Source organism: Anaerosporobacter faecicola (assembly GCF_012070565.1).
GTDB lineage: Bacteria > Bacillota > Clostridia > Lachnospirales > Lachnospiraceae > Anaerosporobacter > Anaerosporobacter faecicola.
Genome location: NZ_JAAQRO010000008.1, coordinates 330,833 through 356,945, shown reverse-complemented (window position 1 = coordinate 356,945; position 26,113 = coordinate 330,833). Strand labels below are relative to the sequence as shown.

Annotated in this window: 29 protein-coding genes; 25 read left to right on the top strand and 4 right to left on the bottom strand. The window is 36.4% G+C overall.

What is annotated here, in order from left to right; translation table 11 throughout:
• Positions 1 to 13: 13 nt before the first annotated feature.
• From HBB17_RS04775 to HBB17_RS04670, 22 genes are all read left to right on the top strand, one after another.
• Positions 14 to 124 (top strand): IS3 family transposase, encoded by a 111-nt coding sequence (locus tag HBB17_RS04775; protein ID WP_408609334.1) that lies wholly within the window; start codon positions 14 to 16, stop codon positions 122 to 124.
• Positions 125 to 535: 411 nt separating this feature from the next.
• Complete coding sequence (locus HBB17_RS04770) at positions 536 to 724, top strand: hypothetical protein (protein WP_167956210.1); 189 nt, start codon at positions 536 to 538, stop codon at positions 722 to 724.
• Positions 715 to 1,236 carry a hypothetical protein gene (locus HBB17_RS04765; RefSeq protein ID WP_167956209.1) on the top strand — a complete coding sequence of 174 codons (522 nt, stop codon included), beginning with the start codon at positions 715 to 717 and terminating at the stop codon, positions 1,234 to 1,236. Before HBB17_RS04770 ends, HBB17_RS04765 begins: the two co-directional genes overlap by 10 nt.
• 190 nt (positions 1,237 to 1,426) lie before the next feature.
• Positions 1,427 to 1,774: a hypothetical protein gene (locus HBB17_RS04760; RefSeq protein WP_167956208.1), complete on the top strand. Its 348-nt coding sequence runs from the start codon at positions 1,427 to 1,429 to the stop codon at positions 1,772 to 1,774.
• Positions 1,775 to 2,049: 275 nt separating this feature from the next.
• Entirely contained in the window at positions 2,050 to 2,397 is a 348-nt protein-coding gene (locus HBB17_RS04755; RefSeq protein WP_167956207.1) for a DUF2200 domain-containing protein, read from the top strand.
• 22 nt (positions 2,398 to 2,419) lie between these two features.
• Positions 2,420 to 3,307: an alpha/beta hydrolase gene (locus HBB17_RS04750; protein WP_167956206.1), complete on the top strand. Its 888-nt coding sequence runs from the start codon at positions 2,420 to 2,422 to the stop codon at positions 3,305 to 3,307.
• 277 nt (positions 3,308 to 3,584) lie between these two features.
• Positions 3,585 to 4,427, top strand: coding sequence for a CPBP family intramembrane glutamic endopeptidase (locus HBB17_RS04745; protein WP_167956205.1), 843 nt, complete (start codon positions 3,585 to 3,587; stop codon positions 4,425 to 4,427).
• Between the two features lie 136 nt (positions 4,428 to 4,563).
• On the top strand, positions 4,564 to 5,904 hold the full coding sequence (locus tag HBB17_RS04740; RefSeq protein ID WP_167956204.1) for an MATE family efflux transporter: 1,341 nt from the start codon (positions 4,564 to 4,566) through the stop codon (positions 5,902 to 5,904).
• Positions 5,905 to 6,502: 598 nt separating this feature from the next.
• Entirely contained in the window at positions 6,503 to 6,943 is a 441-nt protein-coding gene (locus HBB17_RS04735; protein WP_167956203.1) for a MarR family winged helix-turn-helix transcriptional regulator, read from the top strand.
• Positions 6,933 to 7,370, top strand: coding sequence for a C-GCAxxG-C-C family protein (locus HBB17_RS04730; protein ID WP_167956202.1), 438 nt, complete (start codon positions 6,933 to 6,935; stop codon positions 7,368 to 7,370). The genes HBB17_RS04735 and HBB17_RS04730 overlap by 11 nt, the downstream gene beginning before the upstream one ends.
• Positions 7,371 to 7,730: 360 nt before the next feature.
• Positions 7,731 to 8,399 carry a hydrogenase nickel incorporation protein HypB gene (hypB, locus tag HBB17_RS04725; RefSeq protein WP_167956200.1) on the top strand — a complete coding sequence of 223 codons (669 nt, stop codon included), beginning with the start codon at positions 7,731 to 7,733 and terminating at the stop codon, positions 8,397 to 8,399.
• 19 nt (positions 8,400 to 8,418) lie between these two features.
• Positions 8,419 to 11,208, top strand: a complete 2,790-nt coding sequence (locus HBB17_RS04720) for an FAD-dependent oxidoreductase (protein ID WP_167956198.1) — start codon at positions 8,419 to 8,421, stop codon at positions 11,206 to 11,208.
• Positions 11,209 to 11,211: 3 nt separating this feature from the next.
• Positions 11,212 to 11,556, top strand: a complete 345-nt coding sequence (locus tag HBB17_RS04715) for a hydrogenase maturation nickel metallochaperone HypA (RefSeq protein WP_167956197.1) — start codon at positions 11,212 to 11,214, stop codon at positions 11,554 to 11,556.
• Between the two features lie 79 nt (positions 11,557 to 11,635).
• A complete protein-coding gene (locus tag HBB17_RS04710) occupies positions 11,636 to 12,673 on the top strand; it encodes a DUF5692 family protein (RefSeq protein ID WP_167956195.1) in 1,038 nt (345 codons plus the stop codon).
• A gap of 383 nt (positions 12,674 to 13,056) precedes the next feature.
• Positions 13,057 to 14,214 carry an MFS transporter gene (locus tag HBB17_RS04705; protein WP_167956193.1) on the top strand — a complete coding sequence of 386 codons (1,158 nt, stop codon included), beginning with the start codon at positions 13,057 to 13,059 and terminating at the stop codon, positions 14,212 to 14,214.
• Between the two features lie 430 nt (positions 14,215 to 14,644).
• Positions 14,645 to 15,541 carry a hypothetical protein gene (locus HBB17_RS04700; RefSeq protein WP_167956191.1) on the top strand — a complete coding sequence of 299 codons (897 nt, stop codon included), beginning with the start codon at positions 14,645 to 14,647 and terminating at the stop codon, positions 15,539 to 15,541.
• Positions 15,542 to 15,576: 35 nt separating this feature from the next.
• Positions 15,577 to 16,218 carry an RHS repeat-associated core domain-containing protein gene (locus HBB17_RS04695; RefSeq protein ID WP_167956189.1) on the top strand — a complete coding sequence of 214 codons (642 nt, stop codon included), beginning with the start codon at positions 15,577 to 15,579 and terminating at the stop codon, positions 16,216 to 16,218.
• Positions 16,206 to 16,361 carry a hypothetical protein gene (locus tag HBB17_RS04690; RefSeq protein WP_167956187.1) on the top strand — a complete coding sequence of 52 codons (156 nt, stop codon included), beginning with the start codon at positions 16,206 to 16,208 and terminating at the stop codon, positions 16,359 to 16,361. The genes HBB17_RS04695 and HBB17_RS04690 overlap by 13 nt, the downstream gene beginning before the upstream one ends.
• Before the next feature lie 575 nt (positions 16,362 to 16,936).
• Positions 16,937 to 17,350: a hypothetical protein gene (locus tag HBB17_RS04685; protein ID WP_167956185.1), complete on the top strand. Its 414-nt coding sequence runs from the start codon at positions 16,937 to 16,939 to the stop codon at positions 17,348 to 17,350.
• Between the two features lie 364 nt (positions 17,351 to 17,714).
• A complete protein-coding gene (locus HBB17_RS04680; RefSeq protein WP_167956183.1) occupies positions 17,715 to 18,137 on the top strand; it encodes a coproporphyrinogen III oxidase in 423 nt (140 codons plus the stop codon).
• 330 nt (positions 18,138 to 18,467) lie between these two features.
• A complete protein-coding gene (locus tag HBB17_RS04675) occupies positions 18,468 to 19,454 on the top strand; it encodes a helix-turn-helix transcriptional regulator (RefSeq protein ID WP_167956181.1) in 987 nt (328 codons plus the stop codon).
• Between the two features lie 119 nt (positions 19,455 to 19,573).
• Positions 19,574 to 20,140, top strand: a complete 567-nt coding sequence (locus HBB17_RS04670; RefSeq protein ID WP_167956179.1) for a GNAT family N-acetyltransferase — start codon at positions 19,574 to 19,576, stop codon at positions 20,138 to 20,140.
• A gap of 166 nt (positions 20,141 to 20,306) precedes the next feature.
• Here HBB17_RS04670 and HBB17_RS04665 read toward each other — a convergent pair whose 3' ends face one another.
• The 4 genes from HBB17_RS04665 to HBB17_RS04650 form a co-directional block, all read right to left on the bottom strand.
• On the bottom strand, positions 20,307 to 21,191 hold the full coding sequence (locus HBB17_RS04665; protein WP_167956177.1) for a sensor histidine kinase: 885 nt from the start codon (positions 21,189 to 21,191) through the stop codon (positions 20,307 to 20,309).
• A gap of 10 nt (positions 21,192 to 21,201) precedes the next feature.
• The gene (locus HBB17_RS04660; RefSeq protein WP_167956175.1) at positions 21,202 to 22,032 is read right to left on the bottom strand and encodes an ABC transporter permease subunit; all 831 of its coding nucleotides are present in this window, start codon (positions 22,030 to 22,032) and stop codon (positions 21,202 to 21,204) included.
• Positions 22,025 to 22,939 carry an ATP-binding cassette domain-containing protein gene (locus HBB17_RS04655; protein WP_167956173.1) on the bottom strand — a complete coding sequence of 305 codons (915 nt, stop codon included), beginning with the start codon at positions 22,937 to 22,939 and terminating at the stop codon, positions 22,025 to 22,027. The genes HBB17_RS04660 and HBB17_RS04655 overlap by 8 nt, the downstream gene beginning before the upstream one ends.
• 105 nt (positions 22,940 to 23,044) lie before the next feature.
• Positions 23,045 to 23,707: a response regulator transcription factor gene (locus HBB17_RS04650; RefSeq protein ID WP_167956171.1), complete on the bottom strand. Its 663-nt coding sequence runs from the start codon at positions 23,705 to 23,707 to the stop codon at positions 23,045 to 23,047.
• A 205-nt stretch (positions 23,708 to 23,912) separates the two neighbouring features.
• On the opposite strand from HBB17_RS04650, the gene HBB17_RS04645 reads away from it, so the two are divergent.
• From HBB17_RS04645 to HBB17_RS04635, 3 genes are all read left to right on the top strand, one after another.
• Positions 23,913 to 24,437, top strand: coding sequence for a GNAT family N-acetyltransferase (locus HBB17_RS04645; RefSeq protein ID WP_167956169.1), 525 nt, complete (start codon positions 23,913 to 23,915; stop codon positions 24,435 to 24,437).
• Positions 24,438 to 24,490: 53 nt separating this feature from the next.
• Positions 24,491 to 25,312: a retropepsin-like aspartic protease gene (locus HBB17_RS04640; protein WP_167956167.1), complete on the top strand. Its 822-nt coding sequence runs from the start codon at positions 24,491 to 24,493 to the stop codon at positions 25,310 to 25,312.
• A 104-nt stretch (positions 25,313 to 25,416) separates the two neighbouring features.
• Positions 25,417 to 26,061 carry an HAD family hydrolase gene (locus HBB17_RS04635; RefSeq protein WP_167956165.1) on the top strand — a complete coding sequence of 215 codons (645 nt, stop codon included), beginning with the start codon at positions 25,417 to 25,419 and terminating at the stop codon, positions 26,059 to 26,061.
• Positions 26,062 to 26,113: the final 52 nt, after the last annotated feature.

Below are 26,113 nucleotides of genomic sequence, written 5' to 3'. Positions count from 1 at the left end.
TAGTTACGAAGAATTGAAATCAGAAATAGAAAAATATATTATTTATTATAACGAGAAACGAATCAAAGAAAAACTAGGATGGCTTAGTCCTGTTCAATATAGAGTGAAACTACTCGCAGCATAAAAATGCGTAACAGACGTTAAATCTGTTACGCAATAAAAGTCTAACTTTTTGGGGTCACATCAGAATGACACACAGCGATTAATAATAGCCTTTCGTCATTTACCGACTGTAAGCGAAATTTTCGTCTATTTATCCAAAGTACAGACAGCGTTTGAATTTGCTAATACTATATTAAATGGTATATCAGATGTTGCAAACTGGGTGATGCAACTTCCTGAAACAATTGACTATTGGTATACGCATCAAGGCGGTAAGTACTTAATAAAAGCAGTAAATAGTCTATTTTTTACAGTAGCTGCATAGCAGGTTGTTCGATTGCCCCAGAATGTGTCATAACACTATTTGTAGGAGATCCACTAGCTATACTATATGTTACTGATTTACCAGTCTCCAGTCTCCTTCTGCAATAATGTGAGAGCATATATTGAATTTCAAAAAGGAAATGTAGAAAAACCAAAGTATTACAGCAATATGGATACTGTTACCAAAACAATTCGTGCCAATACGGATAATGAGGTTGTAATAGCTATAACTAAGGGGATTGACTTTGCAAAATTCAACTTATACCAGAGTTTCAATGTACCACCTATTTGGAAATAAATGATGGAGCGCAACTTTTTGAAATTAGTAAAGATGGAACTGAAATATTAAAAGGAATATATAGTGAATTACAAGGAAAATTGTTAAAGTTAAGTGAGGTGATAAGTGTGAATAATGGAATAATTGCGATGTATAAAGAAAAAGAATATTCTTCAGGAAAAAATAAAGATGGAAAATACATATTAAGGTCTTCCAATATTCAAGATATTAGTCTTGGTTTTCAGAAGTGTGAGCCTTTTGTGTATAAGAATAAAAAGGAGCCAATAGTTTGCTTTAAGGTTGTTGAAAAAAGTGAGTTTGATGCGTTGTATCGTGTAAGAATATTTGCAGAATATAAGGGATATTCATTCGAAGTTGTTGATAAGGAGAATGGTAAGCTGTCAATTGTTACCATGGTTGGAGATTATCATATATGGGAACAATTGGATATGAACTGCATTGACAAGGGAGTTTATCAAAAGTGGATAGATGAACGTGAAGCAGTAGTGAAGGAAGAAAAGGAACAAATATAATTTATTATGGTTATACTTTAGGACTAAACCCCTAATTCAAAAAGACTTGATGATGCGGTAAAGAATAATAAGATAATTAGATTTTCACATAATCCAGAGTCATATGGAGATTGTGCATTAAAATGGGAATGGGACTATTTACAGGAGCAACATGGATATTTTGCATTGGAAAGGGAAGGAGATTTTTGGTATGCAACACGATGAATTTAATAACATGAAGAAAAGTATAGGTAGAGCAATAAAGGATAAGTTTGGAACTAAGATAAAAGGAATAGAAATTTTTGACGTGGTGGATGAACCATCGCATTGGTCATTTAAGATAAGGTTTGTGGCATATGAGTATTTCGTTGTAGTTTTTAATTATGAATTAGATATTATCGGCTTTTCATTGGAACTGAATGAAGGAAGATATGTAAGTATACTGAATAGTCATAATTGTTATACAGATGTTAATTTTGACGAATATATAGAAAAAGTGAAAGATAATTTGGAATTACGTATTCCCGATAAGTATTTAGCAGCATGTGGTTGGCTATAATATTTATTATGGTTTAAATCTATTAAGAACAATGTAATATTTATTATGGTTATACTTTAGAACTTCAAAACCCCTAATACAAAAAGCCATCATTTTTCTGTCTGTTCACGGAGTGAGTGACACACAGAAAAATGATGGCTTTTTGTTCTATAACCTTAATTCTGTTAATGAATATGTCATAGAGAGTGTGCACTCAGTTGCAAATTAAGTAGTATAAAATCAATGAATATGGTAAAATAAAAGTAGTCATTTTTACTTAATTAGGAGGTAAAATTGTGAGTAATGAAAAGATATATGAGATGCCATTTTCAAAGATATATCTTTTGCTTGTGAATAAAGTTATACGAAAAGGTAGAACAAAAGAGGAAGTGGATGAGGTAATAAGTTGGCTTACTGGTTATAGTCAAAATGAGATTGAACTGTTGGCAGAGCGTCATATAACATATCGAGAATTTTTTCAAAATGCACCAGAGCTTAATGAAAACAGAAAGCAAATAAAAGGGACAATCTGTGGAATTAGAATTGAAGATATAGAAGACCCACTTATGAAAGAAATTCGCTATCTGGATAAGCTAATTGATGAACTGGCAAAAGGTAAATCGATCGATAAAATCGTCAAGTGAAGGAAAGGATAGTGTGAATGATATGTCAAAAGTAAGTGATGAAATTAGAAAGAGTTTTGGTGAATCAGACAGAAAAAGAGATGCAAATCTTACAACCCCTGATGATGTGATACGATATGATGATATTGTCTATGGTACCGATTCGCAGTGGCAGGTTTTAGATGTGTATCGACCAAGGAATATGGAAGGAAAGACATTGCCTGTAATCGTAAGTGTACACGGTGGCGGCTGGATGTATGGTTCCAAAGAAGTCTATCAGTTTTATTGTATGAGTTTAGCCCAGAGAGGATTTGCAGTTGTTAACTTTACATACCGTCTTGCGCCAGAAGTAAAATTCCCTGCTTCTCTTGAAGACACCAATTCCGTTTTTCAATGGGTATTAGACAATGAAGACACGTATTTGTTTGATTGTAACAATATATTTGCTGTAGGGGATTCTGCTGGCGGGAATATCTTGGGCTTATTCTGTGATTTATGCATCAATGAAGCTTATGCCAAACAGTTTTCTTTTCAACCACCAAAAGGGTTAAAGTTGAATGCAGTTGCGCTAAATTGTGGCGCCTATCATCTTCAACTAGAAGGGGAAAAGAATCAATTACATAGAGATATCGTTAAGGAGCTATTCCAACGCCAGGGACAGGAAGACGAACTTGTTTCGATTATGGTGGAACGCCATATGACAAAGGATTTCCCACCGACTTTTGTTATGACAGCAGTGAATGACTTTATAAAAGACCAAGCTCCAATCATGACCGAAAAATTAGAACAACTTGGAATACCATATGTATATCGATGCTACGGAGATGAAAAGAATCGATTAGAACATGTATTTCACTGTGATATTAAAACAGAGGATGCAAAGATTTGTAATGACGAAGAATGCCAATTCTTCCGAAGCTATGTGAAATAGTATCGTAATACACCCAAGATTGTATTGTATATATGAAGATATATAAGAAAGCATATTCCGCACAACAAGTATGTTGGCTGGAATGTGCTTTCTTGTGCATTAATGGAGCCTAAAAGAACAGCTAGCCATACATTAACTACCATGGTATAATTAGCAATATGTGTCGCGCTTTGTCAAATTAGTGGAGAAAAGTGAAGAAAACGAAGCCAGTCTAATTTAACAGTAAGGGGAAAACGATAACATAGGCACATGAAATGAAGAAAAGGGGATAGAGATTGTGGATTATACGAGTGTGAATAAGAGGGAGAAGAAAGAAAAAAGTAAGATTATTCTATATGCAATGATTCTATGCTTGATAGCAGATGAATTCTTTTTGCGGCTATTACCAAAGTTCGTAGCATTGATCGCGAAGTATTCTGGACAAGAGTTGCGAAGTTCTGATTTGTTAACCAAATACTGTATGGGAATTGGTGTTCGCGTAGTAGGGATTTTAGTATTCATCTACTTGATTCGAAAGATGAAGTTTGATCGTTGGTTTACATATAGGATTAAAAAAGAGTATTTTTTAATTAGCTGGTTATTCATCATATATATTTTCACCAATATCGAAATCGGTGATTTTGGACAGGTTTCCATCGTCACTGTTTTATGTATGGTACTTGAAGCAATGTGTATTGGATTTTTTGAAGAACTTGTTTTCCGTGGAACTATACTTACCATGTTTCTAGAAAAATTCCATAGTACAAAGAAAGAAATTGTTTTTTCTGTAGTTACAAGTAGTTTAATCTTTGGAGTATTCCATTTGAGCAATTTATTTACCAATGGAAATGTCATTGAAGTATTTTCACAAGTCATATATACATTTATTATAGGAATAGCATTTTCTGCATTATATGTTCGAACAAACAATAATTTGTTGTGGTGTTGCATCTTACATGGATTATTTGACATGGCAAGCGGCTTTGGTGATTTTACAAAAGTAGTGGAGCAAGAGCAAGCAGCTGCACAAGAAACGATTTCCATCATGCCTTATCTGATCAACATAGGGTTATTCCTGCCATTACTAGTTTACAGTTTGTTCTTGTTAAGAAAGGCGGAATGTAAGATCGTTACGAAATAGCGGAAAGCAAGAACAAGTGCAGAAAGGCCATGCTGCTGTATCAAATCCTTCTTGACTATAGGAGAACCCTATAGTATAAAGTAACATATGTCAAAAATGATAGAACAAAAGCTTATGTTACTGAAAGGAATAATAAATGAGTTCGTCAATTAATCAGAAATTTACACCATGGTCTCTTTTGCGTTTTGCAATGCCTTCCATTATCATGATGGTATTCATGTCATTCTATACAATTGTGGATGGAATCTTTATCTCAAGACTTATAGGAAGCAACGCATTATCCTCATTAAATATTGTATTTCCTGTAATTAATGTTGTGATTGCTATAGCGACGATGTTTGCTACAGGAGGAAATGCAATCATCAGTAAGTATTTGGGACAAGGAAAGGAGAAAGAAGCCAGAGAATGCCTATCACAATTTGTTTGCATTGGAGTAGGCGTTAGCCTCCTGATTTTGCTCCTTACCTTATACTATTTAAAACCAATTTGCTATTTCCTTGGTTCTAATGACACGCTTCTTGCAGATTGCCAGATCTATCTGAAAGTTGCAATTCTTTTTGCACCAGCCTGTATGTTACAGACATTATTTCAATCGTATCTTGTTACAGCGGGGCACCCTATGTTTGGGATGATTCTTACCATTGTTGCGGGAGTTGCCAATGCGGTACTGGATTATGTATTTATTGCGGTATGCAAGATGGGAATTGGTGGAGCGGCTTTGGCAACGGGCATGGGACAGGCAATACCAGCAGTTGCAGGAATTCTTTTCTTTCTATTTTCGAAAAGAGAATTGCATTTTACGAAATTTTCACTGCGTCCGAAAGCGATTGCAATGGCTTGTTATAATGGTTCCTCGGAGATGATCGGTCAGTTTTCCAATGCCATTGTTACGTTCCTATTCAATATTATTCTTATAAGACTAGTAGGGGAACATGGTGTAGCTGCCATCACGATACTGTTATATGGACAATTTCTTTTCAATGCGTTCTATCTAGGATTTTCCATTGGAATCAGCCCGATCATCGGTTTTCAGTATGGAGCTGGTAACAAAAAAGAGTTAAAGAACGTGTATAAGATTTCCATGGTGTTCACCATGATATCCTCAGTAATCCTAATGGTCTTATCGATACTGTCAGCGACCTCAATTGTAACAATATTTACAAAGGATACTGCTACATTTGATTTGGCAACCGTAGGATTTCGAATCTTTGCTTTTAACTTCCTATTCAGTGGGGTGAACATTATCTCTTCAGGGATATTCACAGCACTTTCTAATGGGAAGATATCTGCCATACTCTCTTTTTCGAGAACGCTTGTGTTCTTGGTGATTAGTCTGTTAACATTACCACAGATCATGGGTGTGCATGGGGTCTGGATTGCCGTTCCTGTGGCAGAAGGTATGACCTTCGTATTAAGCATTGCAATGCATATGCGATATTTTATACAAACTGGAAAGCAGAATTATATTAGGGCGTAATCATATAGAAACCGTTGTAAATGTCGAGGGAATATACATCCCGAGAAAGTTTACAGCGGTTTTTTATATAATAGGGTTCGGGTGTCAAAAGCCCTTATTTATTTTGAGGTCAGTCAATTTGCACAATTTAAGTTTGTTTAACATGTAATACAGGACATAGTTCAATCGCAACACGCTCTCGCGTGGATGAAGTTCGTAGTGGTACATAAGGCTCTAAAGTACAGAGCCAAAGTACCAACGACTTCATACAGTTGCTCATCAAACGATGTCCTGTATTACATGAGATTAGCTAGTGTTTGTGCAAATTAACGAAAGAAAGTTTTACTAAGGGCTTTTGACACCCTAATCATAATAGGAAAGTCCTCCGACTTTCCTATTATATAACCCTCCGGGGGATGTGCGCTCGCACATAAGGTAGATGTCAGCTGAAGCTGACTGTGCTCTTGTCATTTCGACACCTGTTGGTATGTATTTTTGTTTATAAGCAAAAGAATACTAGTTCGTTATCTGTGAATATAGTTGACATGTGTAATAGATTCATTATACAATAGTTGACTAATGAAACTATATGTGAGATACTATTAGGGAGGTGAAAATTATGGAAAATGTAATGCGTTTTCGAGAGAATACGAGACGATTAGAACGAAAGCTTGCGAATATGAATAAAGCAGACTGTTGTTGTGAAATCAGTACTACGAAATGTTTTATGCTTGTGGAGATTGGAAGAAAACCAGGGATATCGGTAAAAGAATTGGCGGAGAAACTAGACGTGGATAAAAGCGTAGTCAGTCGTTATCTAGAGGAATTAGTTAAGAAAGAATATGTGCAACGCAACATCTCCAACGAGGATCGAAGATGGGTAACAATCTCTCTTTTACCAGAAGGAATAAAACGTTTTGAAAAGATCGAACACGACATGAATGAGAAATTCAAACAGGTTTTAGATGCAATTCCTAAGGAACAACAAGAACATGTAATAGCATCTCTCGAATACTATGTTGAAGCGTGTAGAAAGGTGGAGGAACAATATGATCAATGAATGGGTTAATGAACAATTTCAATCGGGTGCAGGTTTAAACTGCGCACAAATTGTAGCACTTTATTTTGCTGAAAAGTATGGATTAAAAAAAGAAGATATTATTCGAATGGCTTGCGGCTTTGGAGGAGGAATGAGACGCGGAGAAGTATGTGGTGCTGTAGCAGGAGCCATTATGGTAATCGGCATGAAGTACGGGAATCGCAGTGTGAAGGAATTGGAGGCCAAGTACTATTGCTCTGGAAAAACCGTTGAATTTGAGAAAGAATTTGAGAAAAGAAATGGTTCAATTATCTGTAAGGATTTGCTGAAATGTAATATTGGGACAGAAGAAGGAATGCAATATGCAAAAGACAATAACCTATTCCCAACAATCTGTCCGAAGATGATAGTAAGTGCTATTGAGATACTTGAAGAGAATGGGTATTGATCAGTGGCTATTGGTAAGTTTCGTACGTTGTCTGTCACAGAAGAGGGACCTCCATGATCAACACCAATGATCAAATGAAGGTCTCTTTTGAAACTGATATTCTAGTAGATTCCACCTTTTTTGACAAAAAATACATTGTAAGTCGAAGAAAGACATGGTAAGATAGAAGTATAAAAACTAAAAACACCTTATAAGTTTCTATGGGATAACGGAATAAAAGCTGTAATTTGATATGAAATTGCAAGCGGTATCATAATATAGTAAGGGCTGTATCAATCGGGGGGATTGATCGTTGTTTATGATAGAACATGCCTGTTATTACAGGAATAAGTAAGGAGCGTATGGGAGGAAGATCTTTGCATGAAAGATGTACGAGTATTGGAAATTAAACAAAGCGTATTTGCCGATAATGACAAACAGGCAGACCAATTACGTGCAGAGTTAAAGGAAAAAGGAGTATTTCTACTTAACTTAATGTCATCACCAGGTTCTGGTAAGACCACAACATTAACGAGAACAATCGAATTATTAAAAGACACATTTAAAATCGGTGTTATGGAAGCGGACATCGATTCTGATGTGGATGCGCATACCATTGCTGCAACAGGTGCAAAAGCCATTCAATTACATACTGGTGGCATGTGCCATTTGGACGCGGAGATGACCCGTCAGGGAATCGAAGGGTTAGAGGTAGGCGATGTGGAACTTGCAATCCTCGAGAACGTTGGTAATCTTGTATGTCCTGCAGAATTTGATACAGGAGCATCGAAAAATGCCATGATCTTGTCTGTTCCAGAAGGACACGACAAACCATTAAAATATCCACTTATGTTTTCTATATGTGATGTTGTATTGATCAATAAGATGGATGTTATGCCATATTTTGATTTTGATATGGAAAAATGTAAAGAGTATATCGCTATGCGAAACCCAAATGCAAAAGTAATTCCAATCTGTGCGAAGACAGGAGAAGGAATGGAAGCATGGGCAAACTGGTTGAAAGAACAAGTACAACAGTGGAATAAATAAAATGGGAAGGAATTAATGTATGAAAAAAGAATTAGACAAAGAATTATATCCTGATTATGCATATCCGACATATAAGGCAAGTCAGGAAGAACCATTTCGTGAACCAATTGCGAAACTTGGCAAATTGATTACCGATCGTATCCCACAGAAATTAGGACTTAAGAAAATTACGCAGGATGACCCAGAATATTGGGGACTTGCTGCAGTCGTTACGGATGAAGAAGCAGAAGTTGCATTAAAGATGGGAGTACGTAAACCAAAAACGTTAAAAGAGATGGTGAAGTTAACGGGATTGGAAGAGAAGAAAGTCGAAGCACTTTTAGAAGAAATGTCTAGAAAAGGTCTTTTGGAGTATAATTGGGAGAATGAAAAACATGAGAAACAATACGTGTTGCCAATGTATGTTCCAGGAGCAGCGGAATTCTTCAATATGAATGCACAGGTTCTCGAAGAACATCCGGAGATGGGAATCTTCTTTGAGCATATGTCAAGACTTCCATTGGAGAAGATTACACCATTTGTACCAGAAGGTGGTGCAGGTGTTGGTATGCATGTTATCCCGGTTGAAAAAGCAATTGAGATGGAGAATGAATCCATTGATTTGGAACATATCTCCTATTGGCTTGATAAGTATGAAGGAAAATACGCAGCAAGTCCATGTTCCTGTCGTCGTGCCCGTCTTTCTTTTGATGAAGGTTGTGCGGATGATCCGGAAGGCTGGTGTATCGCAGTGGGAGACATGGCAGACTATGTTGTAGAAAGTCAAAAAGGTGGCCGCTACATAACCAAGGAAGAAGCATTAGAAATCTTTTGCAAGGCAGAAGAGAATGGATTTGTTCATCAGATTACCAATATCGATGGTCAACACAAGATCTTTGCCATCTGTAACTGTAATGTTAATGTATGTTATGCACTTCGTACATCACAGTTGTTTAATACACCAAACTTGTCACGTTCTGCCTATGTTGCCAAAGTAGATAAGAAGAATTGTGTTGCATGTGGCAAATGTGTGGAGTTCTGTCCTGCAGGTGCAGTGAAACTTGGTCAAAAGCTTTGTGACAAAGAAGGCTGTGAATTGGAATATCCAAAGATGCCTCTACCTTCTCAACAGAAGTGGGGAGAACACATGTGGTCGCATACCTACCGTGATACCAATCGAATCAACTGTTACGATACAGGTACTGCACCATGTAAGACTGCCTGTCCAGCACACATCGCCATTCAGGGATATCTACAGTTAGCCAAAGAAGGACGTTATGAGGATGCCTTAGCATTAATCAAGAAGGACAATCCATTGCCAGCCATCTGTGGCCGTATCTGTAACCGTCGTTGTGAAGATGCCTGTACCCGTGGCTCCATTGATGAAGCAATTGCCATTGATGAAGTAAAACGTTTTATTGCAGAACGCGATCTTCATCAGGAAACCAGATATATTCCAAAAGCGGTTGTCCCATCTCTTAATGGACATTTTGATGAGAAAATCGCAATTATTGGTGGTGGTCCAGCAGGTTTATCTTGTGCATATTTCCTTGCAGAAAAGGGATATAAGCCAACCATCTTTGAAAAGAATGAAAAACCAGGCGGAATGTTAATGTATGGTATTCCGTCTTATAAGTTAGAGAAAGATGTAATAGCAGCAGAGATCGAAGTCATTCAAGCAATGGGTGTTGAAATTAAGTGTGGCGTAGAAGTTGGTAAAGATATTACCATTGATGAACTTCGTGCACAAGGATATAAAGGATTCTACGTTGCCATTGGATGCCAAGCTGGTAGAAAACCTGGAATTCCAGGGCAGGATGCTGAAGGAGCATATACAGCAGTTGAGTTCTTAAGAGAAGCAGGAGCAAAAGAAAGCTTTGCATTAGGTGGTGATGTTGTTGTAATCGGTGGCGGTAATGTAGCAATTGATGCAGCAAGAATTAGTTCTCGTTGTGGAGAAGGGAAAGTTTCCATGTTCTGTCTTGAGAATAGAGAACAAATGCCAGCAAGCAAAGAAGAGATCGAAGAAACGTTAGAAGAAAAGATCGAAATCAATAATAGCTGGGGACCAAAAGAAGTACTTACGGAAGATGGTAAAGTTGTCGGAGTAGTATTCAAGAAATGTATTCGTGTATTTAATGAGGAAGGAAGATTTGCGCCTACTTATGATGAAAACGATACGATTACCGTTCCATGTAAGAGTGTAATCTTCTCAGTTGGTCAAGCAATTGACTGGGGTCATCTATTAGATGGTTCTCATGTAGAACTTCGTCCGAATGGTGGTGCCATTGCCAATAAATTAACGTACCAGACAGCAGAGCCAGACATATTCGTTGGTGGTGATGTATACACAGGTCCAAAGTTTGCCATTGATGCTATTGCAGCAGGTCGAGAAGGTGCTATTTCACTTCATCGATATGTACATGAACATTGTACCCTTACAATAGGACGTAATCGTCGAGATTTCATTGAATTAGATAAAGAAAATGTAAGCTTTGGTGAATATGATACTAAGAGAAGACAGTCACCAGCAAAACCAGATGCAGAGAAACAAGCAAAGACCTTCCGCGACTTATCGACTACCTTTACAGAAGAGCAGGTAAAAGCAGAAACATCTCGTTGTTTGGGATGTGGTGCATCGGTTGTTGATCCAAATAAATGTATTGGCTGTGGAATATGTACGACCAAATGTATGTTTGACGCCATTCATCTGAATCGAGAGCTTCCAGGCTGTTCCGTAATGAGAAGTTCGGAAGAAAAGTTAAAATACATCCTTCCTAATATGATTAAACAACCATTGAAGATTAAGTTCGGAAAGAAAGAGAAATAAACAATGCATGAATTAGGAGTTACATTTCATATCATGGACAGTCTTGAAAAAGTAGCCGCCGAGAATAACGTAGAAGCAATCACAAAAGTCACGTTGGAACTTGGCGAAGTTTCCACTGTTCTAGAGTCCTATCTTACGAACTGTTGGAAATGGGCGGCGAAGAAAAGACCGTTATTTAACAACGCGGAACTTATTGTTGAGAAGCTTCCAGCAATCACGTATTGTGAGGCTTGCGGGGAGACGTATCCTACCGTGGAATATGGAAAGATTTGTCCATATTGCAAAAGCCCAGATACGTATCTGGTGCAGGGAAGTGAATTCAACATTAAGGAAATAGAGGTCCTTTAAGGACCTCTTGCTCTGTTATACAGGAGCGTTACATTCCTATTAACGCTCTAATCATCATCTATGAGAAAGGGGAAAGAGTATGATTTTTCAAATTTATGGAGAAACAGCAGGTTGGCAACTTCTTGGTTGGGCAATGGTTTTCATTGGCTTAGTGTTAATGAATGAGATTGCACGCCGCACGAAGATTGGTGGAATCGCATGTTTCCTTGCTCTTCCAGCAGCACTAACAATTTATTTTATCGCAATCTATATTGGGGCAGGTACTGGTGCCAAATGGGCACTGAACAATGATACCTATGTGCATATGAACAGTTGGTTCCATTATGCAAAACTGTATGCTGCAACAATTGGTTGTATTGGCTTCATGGTATTGAAATACCAATGGGGCAAGCTTGGCAAAGCACATTGGTTTAAAGCATTTCCATTTGTGATTGTCGGAATTAATATTTTAATTGCCGTTGCATCTGATTTTGAGTCAGCGATCCGGGCTGGTTCTATTGCAGGTGGATGGTGGAAATCATCAGAAGGCGTTTGGCTTTATGGTGGTTGGTGGAACATATTAAATGGTGTCGCAGGTTTAATTAATATTGTCTGTATGACAGGATGGTGGTCAATCCGTTCCTCAAAGGACAAGAAGGATATGCTTTGGCCAGATATGATCTGGGTATACATTCTTGCATATGACGTATGGAACTTCCAATATACCTATATGAATCTTCCTACCCATGCTTGGTATTGTGGTCTTGCTTTATTGCTTGCACCTACATTTGCCAATGCACTTTGGAACAAGGGTGGTTGGATTCAAAATCGTGCGAATACACTTGCACTTTGGTGTATGTTTGCACAAGTATTCCCATTATTCCAGGATGCTAGCCATTTCACAACTGTAACTTCTGTTTATGGAGATGGTGGAATCGCAGCTGCAACAGGCGCAACTGCACCTACGACAGCAGATCCAAAAGTACAAGGTTTCATCTCGATCCTTTCCATACTGATTAACGTTGTGGCTTTTGCGTTCATTCTTAAACGAGCCAAAGCACAAAAAACTAATCCTTGGAAGAATGAGATCTTTACGGATACCAAAGATTTCAAGGAAGCTATGGCTAGAGCAGAATAGTGCACGCAGTGGTTTTAGGAGTAGATTAGAACCATTAACAATACGATTCATGAAAGGCATGTTAAGATTCGGACACTTCTTGTGTTTGAATCTTAACATGCCTTTTTCTACGATTACCGATGCTCGATTTTACAGGACTGCAAAATATGTCGATTTATCTTGCGTTAAGGAATTTGGTATGCTATGATGTGTTTATCAAAATGGTCGGAGGAATCAATTATGAATCATCCAATTTAACTGGAATAGAATAAAATTTGTTCAGAGTTAATGAAGTTAACTCTATTTTTGACGTCTAGGAAATGGGTTGGCATTTTCTTGGCTTTCAGAACGTGGCTTCTTAGGAAGGCACACATTTTATTCTAATAATAAAAGGATGATTCATAATGAAAATAAAAAAGAATATTGTTATCATGTATCTCATTGGCTTATTACAGGGCATGGTTTTTTATAGTGCGGTTTCTACCCTGTATCGGCAGGCGGTGGGAGTTACGGTATTTCAGATTACGATTATTGAAAGTATCTCATTGGCACTTGCATTGGCATTCGAACTGCCATGGGGAATACTAGCGGAGAAGATTGGGTATAAACGTACGATGATAATCTGCTGTATGCTCTATTTCCTATCCAAAATTGTGTTCTGGAAAGCAAATGGATTTGGTATGTTTCTATTGGAACGAATTATGTTGAGCATTGTAATGGCAGGACTTTCTGGTGTGGATATTAGTGTCCTATATCTTTCCTGTGAGAAAGAACGGGTACATAAAGTATTTAGTATATATGATAGCTTACAGACAGCCGGTTTACTTATAGCAGCCGGAATATATAATGTATTTCTATGTGAGGATTATCGAGCAGCTGGATTGGCTACTGTGATTTCCTATGGTATAGCAGCAGTTTTAGCATGTTTTCTGAAAGAGGTAAAGTCGACAGAACCAAAGGAAGAACCGCCAATGAAAGAGTTTGTGGTTATCCTCAAAGATACCTTGAAGCGAAAGGAGCTTTTGCTCTTCCTAGTAGGAATCGCTTTATTCAGTGAATGTCACCAAACAATTACAGTATTTTTAAATCAACTTCAATATATTCGGTCAGGAATGTCAGATCGAATGATCGGTATTGTATATGTGATCGTAACGATCATTGGCTTACTTGGTGCAAAATCGGCCTCTTTTACAAAGACATTGGGGAAAAAGAAGACAGGAATCTTGCTGTTCTCAACGGCAATAGGTGCTTGTCTTGCGCTAATGCTCACCGTAAATCCAATCCTATCAGTAGTTGCAATTCTACTTCTTCGATTGGCATATAGTTTACTGGTTCCTCTTTCACAAACAATAGAGAACCAGATGGTTACCCATAAGAATCGCGCAACTGCTTTAAGTATTCATTCATTAATCATGGATGGCGTAGCGATATTTACCAATCTCATCTATGGAAAAGTGTCAGACTGCTATCTACCAGCTGCATTTGCTATTGGAATGGGATTCTGTATAATTGGATTATTGTTGTTTGTGTATTCAACTAATAAGATGGTAAGAGAAGGATAATATGTTAACACTAAAATTAGAAATTGGAGTAGTAAAGCAAGATCAATCGAGATCTTGCTTTTTTTAACCTTCCGAGTGCTAATTACCTGTCGTTATTAATAGAATAAAGTACTATAAATAAAAAAATAGTAAAAAAATAGCATATAATCCTTTATAAGACAATGATATACTATAATTGTATAAATGGCTATATCTGGTAACGTAATGTATATATAGTTTCAAATAAATACATATGTTACTGTGCTACGTCATTGTACAGGGGATTAGATCCCTCCTATTACTTTGGAGTCAATATTGGTGGGCTGCGTCAGAAAGAGAGATGGGAGAGTAATTTAGACAAAAAGTATTCAAGAACGGTACGCTGTATTAAAATTAGTTAAGTCGAAAAGATCTTTATTCTCTTAGCAAAATTATAGGGAAGTGAAATTATATGTATAAAAAAAGAAACAAACGTATAAGGCAAATTAAATGGTTTTATATATTAACCATAATATTCCTAATTAATGCTGTTTGTTTGACTGGATGCGGAAAGAAAAGTAAACAAATTAACAATACGGAAGATATATCAGAACCAGGTAATTTTTTATTAAATGATAATAACCAAGAAATAATTGACTATAATCAATATTTAAAAAAGATATGGATTGTGAAAAATTGGAGTGGAGAGGGGGGATATGATTACTTTTCATTTTATATTTCAAAAATAGAGAATGGTATAATAGAAGGAAAAATCTGTGTATCAGCAATTGCATTTCCAGAGTTTTCATTTTATGAATTTGATGATTTATTGGGAGATTTAAACGGAACAGTTAATAATGATAAAGCAGAGTGCAAGTTTAACGACATTTATGGAAACGAAGGGAACATTGTTTGGAATTTTCAGGATAATGAATTGGAAGCAAAAATAGAATATGTACATAAGGAGAGAGATTGTGAGAATAAATTAATTGATGGGCAGTATGTTTTTAGACCATATAATCTCAATGATATCAAAGATTTTATACCAGATAAGAAATATTCATTTATAACTGACATTGATTCATGGGGAAATGTAAATTTAATATCAGGTGAAGTTGATCATACAGATAAGTTCTATCCTGCAATATATCTGACAAATGATTGTAACGACATTTTTTATAAGTTTCATGCTCCATTTAAGACGGGTACGAAAGTAAAAGAAGCTACCGTAAAGGACTTTAATAATGATGGAAGAAAAGATGTTAAGATAATTACGGCTTTTGATGATATTGAAATAGAGGATATTGAGTGGCTTTTTTATCAAGGTGACAATGGATTGTTTTATAATAGTCGTCTCAATGTAAATTAGTAGTTGACCAAAAATCCGCGTACAATGATATCATCATGGCAAAGGATAGTGTAAGTGGCAAAGCTTCTATATTCACGTTCTCAGATGAAGTGATTGGTGTTGAAACATCTGGAAATATAAGCTGTTATAGAACGGATGAGAAACATAGCGTAACGAATATCCTTGACGAGACAGGCAAGACGAAAGCTACCATAAAATATGATGAATATGGTGTAATTGCAAACCCAGAGGCGGTTAGTACAGGTGGTAATATCTTTGCTTATACAGGACATGTATATGATGAAAGTACAGGATTGTATTATGCGAAGGCGAGATATTATGATGCCGAGATTGGGCGGTTTGTTAGCGAGGATAGCTATAAAGGCGATAGAAAAGAATTAATTAGTCTAAATCAATACACATATGGTTTAAATAATCCAATTAAGTATACTGATCTTAGTGGAAATATGAATTTCATTACACAAACAGATGAGTTAATTAAGGGTTTAATTAATGGTATGGGTTCTTGGCTATGGGATATAATAAAATCTCCAGTCGTCCTTATTACTATTATCAAACAACTTGTTTGTGGAGAATTAACTGTAAAGCAAGTTATTAAACAAGGTTTGGATTATTTAGTAGCTGATATTAAGTATGTAACAAAGCATTTATGGATATTTAAGCCATGGAAAAAGTAAGTAACAAAAATGTTACTGAAATGGGGTATCATGCAGGTAGAGTTGTTTGCTTAGTTGTTTCAGCAATTAAAATGGGTAAGGGAATTGCTAAAAAATTCAAAAATTCTAAAGTTGGCAAGAAAATAATAGGAGGCGATTACTGAAGAAGTGTTTCGCCTAACTATGTAGAATATGTAATCAATTCAATTAAACCTATAGTTCAAAAAAATGGGAATTTAAAATATGTTGGTGGATCAATAGAAGTTATAACAAATAAACAAGGTGCAGTTGTTACAATAATGACTAAGTAATAATAGGAGAATGATATGAATGCAATGACATTAGTAATAGAAATATGCCAGGATTTTATTAATAAAAAATAAACCTAGAGGATTTTCAACGTAAGCTTAATTTATTAATTATTGAAGATGAAACAGATATAGCATTTCAAAAAATTTTAATTAGTGTTGATAATAAAATTGAAGAAATATTATTTTGTTCTTTAGAAAAAAATTATTATGCTTATGGTTTAAATGTTGCAAAAGAGTTAATGGAAGAATTGCAAAAAGCTAGATAATTTTATTGTTTTTCAGTAATTTGTAATATGGTTATATTTTCGAACTTGCAACTTACTAAATCCCTGTCAATTAATTCAATATCATGGCTCTTACGAAGTGCTGTGATCCATGATTTGAATTAGGGTAAAATCTTTAAAATTAGATATTAATGAGGTATATTTATGGAAGAATGGAAAGAAATATTTAAAGGTAAAATACCAAAAGCAACTTATATAACAAAAATAACTCATGGTGAAGAGACCGGTTTAGTAATTGAATTACTTAGTAGATACCATAAGGTTTGTATTTTCTTTGGTGAAGTCAAAGCAATAAGAGTGCTGGATGAAGGAATTGTACAAGAGGGGGTATATTCAGATACTCAAATAGAAAAATACAGAGTAAATAAATTTGAAAATGTAATTTATGAAGTAACAAATGGTGAATTTAAACAACAGATAGAGGAGTGTGCTAGTGGTTTTGCAGAGGTTTTGGATTTAAAACATTATATAATTATAACATTAAGTTTTAATATTGATATTGTCAGTGAATGGGAACCCTCAATAGAGGTTGTTACTTTAAAAAATCAAAAAGAATAATATACAATAAACTAGTTACTGTCATTGTTCAAAAATTAATCAATGAGAGTTAAGAATACTTAAATGAAATATGAACCTAGCATGTACTTTACTAAAATCAATTATTAAATTATACCATATAATATCAAAGAGACTACTTTATTTATGTAAAGTGGTCTCTTAGGATACTATGATGCTGAGATTGGTAGGTTTTTAGTGAAGATAGATCTGATTTTATTAATGAGTGTATTATATATACGAATAATTATTACTTAGATGAGGAGGGGATGGAAAAAGTAGATTCTTTACTAGTTCTATGTCTAATAAAGTTGATTTTAGAATGTAAATTATATCATTTGGTAAACAATAAGAAAGAAGGTCTCTTATGGCATTGAATCATGAATTTACAATTATAGAAAAAGATAGTAGTATAAATTTTATTGAAAATGGAATGGATAAAATAGATGTATCGGATAATTTGATTATATATATGGGTGATTCATTAAGGTGGATTGAAACATGTTGTAATAGTATGCAAACTACTGAAAAAGGTTTAGATTATTATGGTTATACTATTATAAAAGATGAAAATATAATTAAATTTAGAAACATTGTAAAGTGTTGGAAAAATTTATTTGAAGAAGCACCTCTAGAATTTATGTTAACAGGTAATTTTTTGCCAGATGAGAGTACATATGAGAAAAATTTATATAATAGGCAAGAAGTTATACGGCAATTAAATGCTCTGGAAATTATGTGCATGGAAGCACAAGCAAAAAATGGCTATATTTTACATAATGGAATATAGAAATAAAAGTAGAACATTTTATAAAATTATTATGGTTATACTTTGGGACTTCCAACACCCTAAATCCTTGTCTATTAATTCAGTATCATGTCTCTCACGAAGTGATGTAATACATGATATGAATTAATAGACTTAAGCAAAAAAATCTGCCTTGGGTATACATTAGGATTTAGGTGTAGTTCCAATAAGGTGAGATAAACGCACTCTTTTAAACAAAATCAAATGTTTGAAAGGGTGCAATTTATTAAAAAATAAACTTTCTTTCTATTGAGAACTATGACATAATGATGTCATAGTTCTCTTGTTATAGTTAGAGAGAAAGGAGGAGTTATGAAGATTGATCGAATAATGGCGATTACCACGTATCTATTAAATCATGGGAAAACATCAGCACAAAAGTTAGCAGAAGAGTTTGAAGTTTCTTCAAGGACGATCATGAGAGATATGGATACGTTAGGACAAGCAGGAATTCCAATTCAATCCACATATGGTGTTGATGGTGGATATGAGATCATGGGTACTTATGTAATGGAGAAACAACTGATCAATGCGAAGGATTATGAAGTTATTGTGACAGCTCTGAAAGGTTTGGCAAGTGCGTATGCGAATAAGAATGTTAATACGATATTAGATAAGATGAATCTGCTTGTAGATGAGAGGAGTAGTCCCATACGTGTTGATCTTAGTATAGCGAAGGAAAATCATGAGATTAACCAACGGATGCATCAATTGGAAGAAGCCATAAGGGAGAAGAAAGTCGTTCGATTTACATATACCAATAATGAAGATCAGGTGAAAGAACTGGAAGTAGAGCCAATACGTATGGAGTATCGATGGTATAACTGGTACTTAATCGCTTATTATGAAAAATATCATGACTACTGTATGTTCAAGCTTATTCGAATGGAGCAGCTACAGATTACCCAGAAGAAATTCTCAGGAGAACACAAGGAATTACATAAGGAATTACAAAAGCAATCGCAGAAAGAAGAACAAAGTGAAATTACACAACAGGGCTTGCCACAAAAGGAACAGCAAGCAAGTAAGAATCAGAGCATTACAGTAAGAGTATTGGGAAAGAAAAAGATCAAAGCAAAGTGTAAAGAATATCTTCATGGAGAAATCAGTAAGGAATATGAAAATGGAGATTTTGAGTTTTGTTTTACGGTTCCAGAAAATGAATTCTATTGGTATGGGGTGATCCTTTCCTTTGAGAATAATGTGAAGGTTTTGGAGCCACAAAGTTTGATTGATCGAATTCTTGGGACATGTAAAGCAATTAAACAAGAGTATAAGCATAAGAAAACATGCTCATAAAAGCAAGAGTTTAGTTGCTAGATATACTTTTTAGAGTGCGAAGTTTGCGTTTATTAAATTTGGTAGGTAAGAACAGGAAATCAGAAAAAACAAGCATGGAATTTAAGGAGGATAAAACAATGTATGATGTATATGAACAATGTCCAATTATAGAGAATGAACAATATCTTCTTCGATTAATTGAAGAGAAAGATGCAAAAGATTTGTTTGCAGTGTATAGTGATAAGAATGCACTTCCATTTTTCAATAGTGACAACTGCCATGGGGATAATTTCTATATGAGCAAAGAGGAATATGTGGTAGAAGCAATCAAGTATTGGAAGATGGAGTACGATAGAAGAGGATTTGTCCGTTTTACAATTGTTGACAAGAAGGAAAACAAAGCAATTGGAACGATTGAATTGTTCCGTCGAGAAGCAGATGATTTCTTTACGGATTGTGGTTTACTACGATTGGATCTGGGAAGTAAGAATGAGAACAAGAACACAATTCAGGCAATTCTTGCTCTCATTGATGAATCTGTTCTGGAATCCTTTCACTGTTCTTTCCTTGCAACAAAAGCACCGAACTATGCAGTGGAGAGAATAGAGGCACTAAAAGAAAGTGGATACTCTCTATCGAAGGAATGCTTGGTAGGAAATGATACACAATATCGGGATTATTGGATAAAATACAAAGAACTTTAGAGCCTTATGTACCACTACGAACTTCAGCGGGGCGAGAGCGTGCCCGGAGTGAACTATGTTCTGTATTGCATGGTAGACAAACTTAAATTGTGCAAATTGACGGACCTCAAAACAAATAAGGGCTTTTGACACCCGAACCAGTTCTTAAAATAAAGCAATCTCAATTTTAAAAATGTAGCTGGATACTCAATTTTTCATTTTGGCAGATGGCTTCAATGGAGCCTCCCATTGCTTCGGTGAGAACTTTGGCTATAGAAAGCCCAAGTCCCGTGGAATTCCTTGCGGATTCTACCGTATAAAACCGATCAAATAACTGTTCAGCCTGTAAGTTGTCCATGCCGATGGCTGTATTGGTAAAAGTCAGAATACCATCTTCTGTTAAGGAGATGGTAAGACTATTTTGGGCATATTTGATGGCATTATGAAGAATATTACTAAAAATCCTTTTTACGGAAGCCTTGTCCAGACAACGAATAACGGGAACCTGTGGCATGGAGATTACCGGTACAATATGATGCTTGGTTAATGCACCATAGAAGGCAGCAATACTTTCTTCTAGGACACCATTTAAACTGATTTGTTCCATATGAAGTTCATTCAATGTAGAGGTAATGATGGAATAGCGGAAAAGTTCCTCCGTTAGTAAGGTAAGAGCCTCTGTTCGTTCGGCAATCACGGAGACATAGTGGGCTACTTGATCCGATTTCTCTTCCTGTTCTAATAGATCAAGATAGCCGGAGATTGCAGTTAATGGAGTTCTTAAGTCGTGGGATATGTTGGTGATGGCATTTTTAAGTTCTTGATTCCCTGACTGTAAATGGTGTTGTTCTTGGCGAAGCTTACTAAGATGGATGTTCAATTCTGCTGTGAAAGAACGAAGCCATCGATCGGAAGAGGAGATACAGAGCAGGTTATTGGTATCGGAAGATAGAATATCTGTAAGTTCTTCTTGTATTTCCCGAATAGAACGACGGAAGGAAATGTGATGGTAAAGCAAAACAATGATAAGGAGCATTAATACTCCAATGATAACCAATAACCAATACTCCATAGATGCCTCCTTATTTTAAATCCTTTTTTTGAAAGACGGGTATGCCAATTCCCGTTGTTGTAATTATGAGAATAAGGGAATAACAGATCAATACTTCTGGATGACCTGTTTCCATTCCTGATAATTGGATAACCTGGCCTCCAGGTGTGAAATCAAGTAGGAATTGAAAGATTTCTCGTTTGGTACCCTCAAGGTAGAGAGAATTCTTTTCCTGCTCTTGTGTTGTGGTTATACCATTTTGGGTATAGGAATATCCTTCATAATACTCTGGCTCTGATAATCGTGCGAATATAAAAGAGCCAAAGAGTAGAAGACAAAATGTTGTCAGTAAACAGATTACAGCAGAGATTGCTTTACTTTGCACAAGCATGGAAAGCAGGGTGAATAGGGCAATAAATGCTGTCATCATGATAAGAATGGAAAACATAAAAAGTAAAATAGGAAGAATTCCACTTTCAAAAAAGCCAAGCAACGGGATTCCGATACAGAGATACGGAATCAGGTGTGCAATGCAAAAGAATACGCCTGCACAGATGCAGATAATCAGATTAGAAAGATAGATCTTCACCCGTTTTTGCCCTATGATAATCTTGTTTCGTATGGTTCCATCACTGTATTCTGTTCCTATATACAAGGAAGTAAATACAGAGGCAAGAATTACTACAAATATTGCATAAGAAAAGAAACCATTGTCTAATGGCACTTCATAATGGGATTGAATCTTATCCGAATAGTGCACAAGAGGTAGGACAATTCCAAGAAGGAACATGACGATCATACAAACCCAGAATACAGTTGATTTTTTTAGTCGAGCGAAGTTCGCACGTAATAGTTTACGCATTGTGCTCACCTCCCACAAGACTCATATAGAAACCTTCTAGGCTCTCATTTCGATCCTGCATGGTCAGAATCTCACAATTTTCTTCTGCAAGAGCAAGAGCAAGATCGGTAACTTTGATCTGTGCGAATACATCTGCTTCCGTTTCCGAGATGATCTTATATTCAATTTTCTTGCGTTCAAGTACTCGAGCGAGTACTTTTAAATTGCTTACTTCTACACGAATACATTTCCGACAAGTATGTTCTAATTCTTCTGCACTCATTTCTTTTACCATACGCCCACCATCAATAAAACCATAGAATGTTGCAAGGCGAGAAAGTTCATCAAGTATATGGCTTGATATAAGAACGGTAATCCCTTTCTCACGATTGAGTTTTAGAATCAATTCGCGCATTTCAATGATTCCTTGGGGATCTAAACCGTTAATTGGTTCATCTAGTACCAAAAAGTCTGGATTTCCGGCTAAAGCAATGGCGATACCTAGACGTTGACGCATTCCGAGGGAAAAATTCTTTGCTTTTTTCCTGCCGGTGTCCGACAAGCCAACAAGATGGAGCAATTCAGGTATCCCATCCTCTGAAGGCATGCCCAATAAGGTATACTGTTGACGAAGATTATCCACTGCAGTCATATCGAGATAGATGGAAGGGGTCTCTACCACAGCTCCCATTCTTTTGCGCGATTTCAGAATCATTGGCTGATCGCTATGTATTCCATATAGTGTATACGTCCCTTCTGTAGGTTCCTGTAAACCACAGATAAGACGAATCAATGTGGTCTTCCCTGCGCCATTTTTTCCAACAAATCCATAGATTGCACCCTTTGGTACATGCATGGATAAGCCATTTAATGCAGAAAAGTGTTTGTACTTTTTATACAAAGTGTTTGTTTCAAGAACATATTCCATGTATATAGCCTCCCTTATCTTTGATACATGAATTCTAGCAGGAAAATGTCAAGAAGGTGGTCAAGAAAATCGTCAAGATTTGGTCAAGATTTCTTTACAGGGGAATCAGTCCATTGTTAATCGAAATCCAATTCCCCAAACAGCCTCTATGTAATCTTTTCCACCAATCTCATATAATTTTTTTCGAAGATTGCTGATATGTTGTTTTAACGAACGCTCTGTACAATCAGGTGTATCAACGCTGATTCGATCTAATATGACGGATTTTGCGATAACTTGTCCCGCATGCATGAGCAACAATTTTAAAATAGCATATTCTGTTTTTGTTAAGGAAACAGGAATCGCATTCACAGTTATTTCGTGAGAGGAAACGTCTAACGAGAGCGCTCCATAAGAATAGTGAGGAGCAAGAGGCTCGCTGGTTTTACGTAGTTGAACGTTGATCCTTGCTAGCAGTTCCTTGGTGGAAAATGGTTTGGTCATATAGTCAACCGCACCGCCCATCAGGAGATTGACTTTATCTTCGATGGCTACTTTGGCACTTAGAACAATTACAGGGATGTGGGAAATCTTTTGTAATACTTCTTCTCCGGAAAGTCCAGGTAACATCAAATCAAGTAGAATAAGATCAGGCTGGGTGTTGGAGAGGAGAAGTAATGCTTCCGTACCAGAATAAGCCCGTAGTGTGTGATAATTTTCTCGAGCCAAGACTTCCTCTAACATATTTCCAATTTGTATATCATCGTCAATGATTAAAATCTGTTTCATAGGATACCTCTGTTATAGTTGTTAATATGGTTACATCTTTGGGCTTTTGACCCAAACCAGTTACTTATCATAATTATAGCATGCTTCCAGAAAAAATGTGTATATGTTTGCAATATATGACCTTTTGACCATAGTTACCTAACATGCTATAATAAATACGATTGAGGTAAGAAGGACTATGATAATAGAACAGTAGGTGATGCATATGCATATAGAATCTGAAAATCTTATTATTCGAACATTAAAAGAAACGGATGCAGAGGAATTTATCGATATGGCTTCGGATGGATCATTGCAGGAAATCTTTGGAAAAGAAGAGGAGTATTCCTGGCTTAGCGGTTGGATTGGAGAAGCGATTGACTTAACAAAGGAAGATGATCCTTGGAAGGAGTATTTGGCATATGCCATTGTTCGTAAGGAGGATGGCAGAGTGATTGGCTCAGTAGGAAGTAGTGTTTATAAGGATCTTCATGAGGTGGGCATAACGTATTTCATCGGAAGTGCGTACCGAGGATATGGTTATGCAGCAGAAGCAGCGACTGTCTATTCGACGTATTTTATGAAGCAGTATCCTTCCATAACGCAATTAATTGCAACGGTACGGGTGGAGAATATAGCCTCTTGGAAGACCGTGGAGAAGATTGGTTACAAACGTATGGGAATGAAAAAGTATCAAGATGTGAATGATGAAGAACCGAACGAGTACTTTTTTTATACGTACCGCAGATAACCAGAATTAAATGAAATACTAAGATAGCAAAATACGAAAGGAGAAAAATTATTATGAAAGAAAGAAGTACATACACAATGCCATTTGCAAAAGAGAGGTTTGAAAACTTAATTTTACTTCCAGTTTGTTTAAATGGAGTAGAAACAATAGCGATGTTTGATACAGGTGCAGGACTTTCTTTTGTAACAGAAAGTTTGGCCAAGAAAGTAGACTTACAAAAAGAGGATTCCGCTGGTGTTGCTGGGAATAATAATGGAGCAACCTTGGCTTTTGAAAAGGGAAAAGGAAAGCAGTTTACCATTGCAGACAAACAAGTAACGGATCTTACAGTGGGAATTTTACCAGATGAGGCATTTGATTTTGGTGAGGATTCCAACCACCAGGTATTCTCTGGAGAGATGCTGCTTGGTTGGGATATCATATCACAATTCTGTTGGGACTTTGATATGAAGCAACGAACGGTTACGATTCATGATGGAGGTTATGCAGAACAGACCGATACGTTACAATGGAATCGTTTTCCAATAATTCAAACCATATATGAGGGCAAGATTCTTCCGATGGGATTTGACAGTGGGCATACGGAGACCATGCTTGACTATACTTGGAAGGAGCGATTACAGGAGCTGAATGCTAGCGAAAGTTTCCTACAAGGAGTGGGTTCTGGTAATACAGAGAATGTATATGTAGCAAACCAGGTGGAATTTCAGATTGATCAAGCAAAAGTTACATTAAATAACGTGGAAGTATACAACCGAAGCATCAGTGGTGCCGAGGAAGGAAGTATAGTGGGACTCTTTGGAGCTGACATTTTACAGCATGCAAAATGGCGTTTGGATAGTATAAGTAAATGTTTTTGTATATCTATTGATTAATTGGGATTTGATAAAATCGTGATTGAGTAGGAAATTGAAAAAGAAGTAATAAAGGAACATGAGGATTGAATTGAGGAACAACGAAAGGATATAGGATGATAAGAATGAGATATGCATTAGCAATCTTTGATTTGGATGGAACCATTCTGGATACACTGAAAGATCTAGCAGTTACGATTAATTATGCATTACGCCTACATGGTTATCCAGAGAGAACGATGCAGGAGGTACGACATTTCGTAGGAAATGGAATTCGCAAGCTAGTGGAACGTGCAGTGCCGGAGAATGCAACAGAGGCAGACATTGACCAAGTCTTTCAAAGTTTTACAACCTACTATAAAGAACATTGCATGGATTATACAAAACCATATGAGGGAATTATGGAGATGCTAGAGAAACTTCGGCAAGCAGGGTATAAAACGGCTGTTGTATCCAATAAAGCGGATTATGCGGTTAAGATTCTTTGTGAACAATATTTTCCAGGAGCGTTTGATGCCTATGTAGGAGAACGGGAAAATGTACGAAAAAAACCATATCCAGATTCCGTGAATGAGGTTCTTAATAATCTTCATGTTAAGCGAGAAGATGCGGTGTATATTGGAGATTCCGATGTGGATATTGAGACTGCAAGGAATGCTTCCATGGATCATATCATCGTGGATTGGGGATTTCGAGAGCATGAATTTTTAGTAGAACATGGTGCAAAAGTAATCTGTTCCAAGCCAGAAGAGATACTAGAATGTATGTAACGTCTTAGAGCAAAATCCAGTGTTTTCAAGGAGAAACCAATACAAGTATCGA